This is a genomic window from Yoonia sp. (assembly GCF_046292185.1).
In the GTDB taxonomy this organism is placed as follows: domain Bacteria; phylum Pseudomonadota; class Alphaproteobacteria; order Rhodobacterales; family Rhodobacteraceae; genus Yoonia.
Map to the genome: position 1 here is coordinate 5308 of NZ_JBKBQY010000104.1, position 6237 is coordinate 11544.

A 6237-nucleotide genomic window follows, 5' to 3' on the forward strand; every position below is an offset into this window, starting at 1 on the left:
CCACCCGCCATGCCGGAAATCGACGGGCGCTAGGGTCAATCAAAAATTAGGTTGCCTGCGGGGATGCCAATTCGCGCAGGATATTGTCGGCGGCGGCTTTCGGATCAGCCTTTTGCCAGATCGGGCGTCCGACGACGACGTGATCCGCGCCGTTTGCTATGGCCTGCGCCGGCGTCATCACCCGCTTCTGATCGCCCAGATCGGCCCCGACAGGCCGCACGCCGGGGGTGACGATCAGCTTGCCTGCCGCTTCGGGCAAGGCCCGGATCAGTGCGGCCTCTTGTGGTGAGGCGATGACACCATCGGCACCGGCAAGAAACGCAAGGCCAGCGCGTTCCTGCACCAGATCCACCAGATCGCCCGCCTTGATGCAGGATGCGTCCAGATCGCCACGGTCCAGCGATGTCAGGATCGTCACCGCGAGGATCTTCATATCCGATCCGGCGGCACCCTGACGTGCTGCGCGCACCACATGCGGGTCGCCATGCACGGTCAGGAAATCCAGATCGAATTGCGCAATACCGCGCACCGCAGCTTCAACGGTGGCACCGATATCGAACAGTTTCATATCCAGAAAGATGCGCTTGCCCTGATCCTGTTTCAGCTCGTTGGCCAGCGCAAGACCGCCCCCCGTCAGCATCCCCAGCCCGATCTTGTAGAAACTGACGCTGTCGCCAAGTGCTGCAGCCAGTTCCAGCCCGGCCACCACATTGGGCACATCCATCGCAACAATCAGGCGGTCATCGGGCATCTTGGCAATCCTTATGTGTTTGTTGCGGTCTAGCCTGTGGCTTGGTCTTGCGCAATCAATCCGCCCCACCCATTTATCAGATGAGGCCCAATTGGGCATGTGCCGCAAAGCCGGGCATGTCCGTCACCGGGCGCTTACAAAGGAGAAAAGACATGAACTTAGATAAGTTCACAGAGCGGTCGCGCGGTTTTATCCAATCCGCCCAGACGATCGCGATACGCGAAAGCCACCAACGGCTGGCGCCGGAACATCTGCTGAAAGCCTTGATGGATGATGAAGAAGGCCTTGCCGCCAATCTGATCAGCCGTGCCGGGGGCCGTCCAGCCGATGTGCTGGCAGCGGTCAACGCCAGCCTTGGCAAATTGCCCAAGGTCACCGGCGATTCCGCGCAGGTCTATCTGGACAACACTACGGCCAAGGTTGTGGACGAGGCTGAAAAGATCGCCAAGAAAGCAGGCGACAGTTTCGTGCCGGTGGAACGACTGCTGACAGCGTTGAGCCTGGTGAAATCCAAGGCCAAGGATGCGCTGGATGCTGGCGGTGTCACGGCACAGGCGCTGAACGCCGCGATCAACGATATGCGCAAGGGGCGCACCGCCGACAGCGCCAGCGCCGAAGATGGTTTCGACGCGCTGAAAAAATACGCCCGCGACCTGACTGAAGCTGCTGAACAAGGCAAGATCGACCCGATTATCGGGCGGGACGAGGAAATCCGCCGCGCGATGCAGGTGTTGTCGCGCCGGACCAAGAACAACCCGGTACTGATTGGTGAACCCGGTGTGGGGAAAACCGCAATTGCCGAAGGATTGGCCCTGCGGATCGTGAATGGTGATGTGCCGGAATCCCTGCGCAACAAGAAACTGATGGCGCTGGATATGGGGGCGCTGATTGCTGGCGCGAAATACCGGGGCGAGTTCGAAGAACGGTTAAAGGCGGTTCTGAAGGAAATCGAAGCCGCCGCCGGCGAAATCATCCTGTTCATCGACGAGATGCACACGCTGGTCGGCGCGGGCAAGGCCGATGGCGCGATGGATGCGGCGAACCTGATCAAACCGGCGCTCGCCCGGGGTGAATTGCATTGTATCGGTGCGACGACCTTGGCCGAATATCGCAAATATGTGGAAAAGGACGCGGCCCTTGCCCGGCGGTTCCAGCCCTTGCTGGTGGAAGAACCGACTGTCGTGGATACGATCAGCATCCTGCGTGGGATCAAGGAGAAATACGAACTGCACCATGGGGTGCGGATTTCGGACTCTGCCTTGGTTGCCGCCGCGACCCTGTCACACCGTTATATCACCGACCGTTTTCTGCCGGATAAGGCCATCGACCTGATGGATGAGGCTGCCAGCCGGTTGCGAATGGAAGTGGATAGCAAACCCGAAGAGCTTGATGCGCTGGACCGCCAGATCCTGCAATTGCAGATCGAGGCGGAGGCGTTGAAGAAGGAAGACGACAAGGCATCCAAAGACCGGCTGGAAAAGCTGGAAAAGGAACTGGCCGATGTCCAGGACCGCGCGTCGGAAATGACGGTGAAATGGCAGGCCGAGCGCGACAAGCTGGAAGACACCCGTGGCGTCAAGGAACGGCTGGACCGGGCCCGCGCCGATCTGGACATCGCCAAGCGCGAAGGCAATTTGGCGAAAGCCGGGGAATTGTCCTATGGCGTGATCCCGCAGCTGGAACGGCAACTGGCCGAGGTCGAGGCCAATGATGACCTGATGGTCGAAGAGGCCGTGCGCCCCGAACAGATCGCCGAAGTTGTCGAACGCTGGACCGGGATTCCCACGTCCAAGATGCTGGAAGGCGAACGCGACAAGCTGCTGCGGATGGAAGACGAGCTGGGTAAACGTGTGATCGGCCAGAAATCCGCCGTGCGCGCCGTCGCCAATGCCGTGCGCCGTGCGCGGGCCGGGTTGAATGATGAAAACCGCCCGCTTGGGTCATTTCTGTTTCTGGGGCCAACGGGTGTTGGGAAAACCGAACTGACCAAGGCGGTCGCCGAATATCTGTTCGATGATGACAGCGCCATGGTGCGGATCGATATGTCCGAGTTCATGGAAAAACACGCGGTGTCGCGTCTGATTGGCGCGCCACCGGGCTATGTCGGGTATGACGAAGGCGGCGTGCTGACCGAGGCTGTACGGCGCAGGCCCTATCAGGTGATCCTGTTTGACGAGGTCGAAAAGGCCCATCCCGATGTGTTCAACGTGTTGTTGCAGGTGCTGGATGACGGTGTGCTGACCGACGGGCAGGGGCGGCATGTCGATTTCAAACAGACGCTGATCATCCTGACATCGAACCTTGGTGCGCAGGCGCTGAGCCAGTTGCCGGATGGTGCCGATGCCAGCATGGCGAAGCGTGACGTGATGGAAGCTGTGCGCGGCCATTTCCGGCCGGAATTCCTGAACCGGCTGGATGAGACGATCATCTTTGACCGGCTGGCGCGGGATGACATGGCGGGGATCGTGGCTATCCAGCTTGGTTTGCTTGCCAAGCGGCTGGCAGGGCGCAACATCAGCCTTGATCTGGATGATGACGCCCTGCAATGGCTGGCGGATGAAGGCTATGATCCGGTATTCGGTGCGCGCCCGCTGAAACGGGTGATCCAGCGTGCGGTGCAGGACCAATTGGCCGAAATGATCCTTGGCGGTGATGTCGCCGATGGTGATGTAGTCAAGGTGACGGCGGGGGCTGACGGGCTGATCGTTGGTGACCGGGTCGCCACAAGCAGCCGGATTGTGGCGCCGAATTTGCCGCTTCACTAAGGCGCAAAGAAAAAAGCCCCGGTCAATGACCGGGGCTTTGTCTTATCCAAGGGGATAAATCTTACATCGGGGACAGAATTACCGCGTCGATGACGTGGATCACGCCGTTTGATGCTTCGATGTCGGCGGTCACGACGTTTGCGTCATTCACTGTCACGCCGCCCTCGGTGCCGATAGTGATGTCAGCGCCGTTCACGGTTGTCGCTGTCATGCCGTCCGTCAGGTCGGTTGACATCACCGCGCCTGGCACAACGTGGTAGGTCAGAATGGCGGCCAGCGCCTCTGGATCGGCCAACAGGCCTTCGACTGTGCCTTCTGGCAGGGCCGCGAATGCTTCGTCAGTTGGCGCGAAGACGGTGAACGGACCTTCGCTTTTCAGCGTATCGACCAGACCGGCAGCTTCTACAGCGGCGACCAGCGTGGTGAATGTGCCTGCGGCAACGGCGGTGTCGACAATATCCATCTCGTGGTTATCGGCGAAAGCAACCGACGACATGGCGGTGGTTGTGGCAAGGGCGATAAAAGTTCTGCGTAGCATGGTGAATTCCTCTTATTTTGAAAATGCCTTTGTGTTGGCATCGTGTTTTCTACGTATTGTCATGCCTGTGGATCAGGGGGGATTCCCGCCGAGCGCGCTTGACGGAAAAAGACCGCGCGCTAAGCCAGCCAGTCCGCCGATTTCAAATCACTCTGCTGTGAAAACATGTGAAAATCCTGTGGGATACTGCAACATTTCAAGCACTGGCAGGATCGTGAGAAACCATTCCTGCTTTGTTGCCGTATATAAGAGTAAGCAAAGCAGAATGGAGACCGACAATGGCCTATCGCTGGAAGAACGACCTGACGCAGGCGGATGCGACGCCCAAGGCGCAATATATGAACCGGCGTCAGATTCTGGCGGGCACAGCCGGGCTGGGCGCGATTGGCCTTGTCGGCGGGGCGCAGGCGCAATCCGGGCTGGAACCCAACACGCTGGAGGAAATCACCAGTTACAACAACTTCTTTGAATTCGGCACCGGCAAGTCCGATCCCGTAAATAACGCGCATCAGATGGTGACATCACCCTGGACCATCACGGTTGATGGTCTGGTGGACCGCCCGGGCACCTATGCGCTGGGCGACCTGCTAACGGGGCTGACGGTAGAAGACCGCATTTACCGTTTCCGCTGTGTCGAGGCATGGTCAATGGTCATTCCCTGGAACGGGATCGAGCTGGCCGATATCCTTGGCAAGGTCGGCGCCCAGTCCGGCGCGCGCTATGTCGCCTTTGAAACGGTCGTTCAGCCCGAGAACATGATCGGCGTGCAGCGCCGTGTGCTGGATTTCCCCTATGTCGAGGGGCTGCGCATTGATGAAGCGATGCATCCGCTGACGATCATGGCGACGGGTATCTATGGTGAACCGCTCGCCAACCAGAATGGTGCGCCGATCCGGCTGGTGGTGCCATGGAAATACGGGTTCAAATCGATCAAGTCGATTGTCCGTATCACGCTGACCGATCAGGAACCGCCCAACACCTGGGCCGGTATCAACGCGCGTGAATATGGTTTCTATAGTAACGTGAACCCCAATGTGGATCACCCCCGGTGGAGCCAGGCATCCGAGCGGCGGATCGGCGGCGGTTTGTTTGCGGCGCGTCAGGACACGCTGATGTTCAATGGCTATGATGAAGTCGCCAGCATGTATGAAGGGATGGATCTGTCGGTCTTCTATTGAAGAACGACAGGCCGGGTATGTCATGAGTATTTCCGCGACAATTAACGGCGCGCTGCGCAAAACCCCCGCATGGCCGATCTATTTGCTGGCTGCGGCTTATGTCGGCTGGGAATTCTGGCGTGCTTTGAACCAGATCGGTCCTTATCTGATCGAACCGATCAATGTGCTCGAACGCGCCTATGGCAAGGCCGGGCTGATCTTGCTGGTCGCCGGTCTGATGGTGACGCCGCTGCGCAACTGGACCGGGGTAAACCTGATCAAATTCCGTAGGGCCATCGGGGTGACAGCCTTCTTTGTGATCCTTGCGCATTTTCTGGTCTTCGCGGTGCTGGACGTGCAAAGCGCCAGCCGCGTCTGGACCGAGATCGTCGAGCGGCCCTATGTGACCGCGGGAATGGTCAGTCTTTTGCTGTTGGTGCCATTGGTGCTGACATCCAACAACCTCGCGATCCGCAAAATGGGGGCGGCATCCTGGCGACAATTGCATAAACTGTCTTATATCGCGGTGATCTTGGGGGCGTTGCATTACCTGTGGCTGTCACGTGGGTTCCAGATCGAGCCGCTCGTCTATCTGGTGCTGAGCATCGGGCTGGTCGCATTGCGCTATCGGCATATCGTGTGGCGCAAACAGCCTGCATGATTCCTGCCTTATCGGCGCTTCGCAGATGAAAAGCGGTGAGTCGCGGGTGGGTCGAGTGGTTTGGCGCGGTCGTGGATCGTCAGCTTTGTGCATGAATCTGGGGATAACTCGAAATCTGATATGTTCCGTTTTCATTCCGCCTAACAAAATTGCAAAAGAACCTAGGGTCCGCGCATGTAAATTACCCTAAACCCCTAAAAACATGAAAAAAATCATGATCGTCACAAAAAATGCATGTTTGGTGAAAAAGGGGGTTGCGGCCTTGGTGTAGTAACCGTAGAACCCCCCTCACCGGCGGCGCAGAGATGCAGACGACGGGGCGCTGGACGGGACGGACGGTCGGAAACGACGGGAAGTTTGGGAAG

The 6237-nt window shown here is 58.6% G+C and carries 5 protein-coding genes; 3 read left to right on the top strand and 2 right to left on the bottom strand.

Translation table 11 applies throughout. The annotated features are described in order from the left end of the window. Positions 1-46: 46 nt before the first annotated feature. Positions 47-751, bottom strand: coding sequence for an orotidine-5'-phosphate decarboxylase (gene pyrF / locus ACK4TM_RS15180; protein WP_409702765.1), 705 nt, complete (start codon positions 749-751; stop codon positions 47-49). Between the two features lie 152 nt (positions 752-903). Between pyrF and clpB the strand changes: the two genes are divergently transcribed. Beyond that, positions 904-3516, top strand: coding sequence for an ATP-dependent chaperone ClpB (clpB, locus tag ACK4TM_RS15185; RefSeq protein WP_409702767.1), 2613 nt, complete (start codon positions 904-906; stop codon positions 3514-3516). A 61-nt stretch (positions 3517-3577) separates the two neighbouring features. On the opposite strand, the gene ACK4TM_RS15190 is transcribed toward clpB, so the two are convergent. Continuing rightward, entirely contained in the window at positions 3578-4054 is a 477-nt protein-coding gene (locus tag ACK4TM_RS15190) for a fasciclin domain-containing protein (protein ID WP_409702769.1), read from the bottom strand. Positions 4055-4332: 278 nt separating this feature from the next. On the opposite strand from ACK4TM_RS15190, the gene msrP reads away from it, so the two are divergent. Both msrP and ACK4TM_RS15200 read left to right on the top strand, forming a co-directional pair. After that, a complete protein-coding gene (gene msrP / locus ACK4TM_RS15195; RefSeq protein ID WP_409702771.1) occupies positions 4333-5232 on the top strand; it encodes a protein-methionine-sulfoxide reductase catalytic subunit MsrP in 900 nt (299 codons plus the stop codon). Between the two features lie 22 nt (positions 5233-5254). Beyond that, positions 5255-5872 carry a sulfite oxidase heme-binding subunit YedZ gene (locus tag ACK4TM_RS15200; RefSeq protein ID WP_409702773.1) on the top strand — a complete coding sequence of 206 codons (618 nt, stop codon included), beginning with the start codon at positions 5255-5257 and terminating at the stop codon, positions 5870-5872. The last annotated feature ends 365 nt before the right edge of the window (positions 5873-6237 follow it).

Bases quoted from the DNA above. Each gene is read 5' to 3' on its own strand.
- pyrF (WP_409702765.1), bottom strand. From the start codon at position 751: ATGCCCGATGACCGCCTGATTGTTGCGATGGATGTGCCCAATGTGGTG.
- clpB (WP_409702767.1), top strand. From the start codon at position 904: ATGAACTTAGATAAGTTCACAGAGCGGTCGCGCGGTTTTATCCAATCC.
- ACK4TM_RS15190 (WP_409702769.1), bottom strand. From the start codon at position 4,054: ATGCTACGCAGAACTTTTATCGCCCTTGCCACAACCACCGCCATGTCG.
- msrP (WP_409702771.1), top strand. From the start codon at position 4,333: ATGGCCTATCGCTGGAAGAACGACCTGACGCAGGCGGATGCGACGCCC.
- ACK4TM_RS15200 (WP_409702773.1), top strand. From the start codon at position 5,255: ATGAGTATTTCCGCGACAATTAACGGCGCGCTGCGCAAAACCCCCGCA.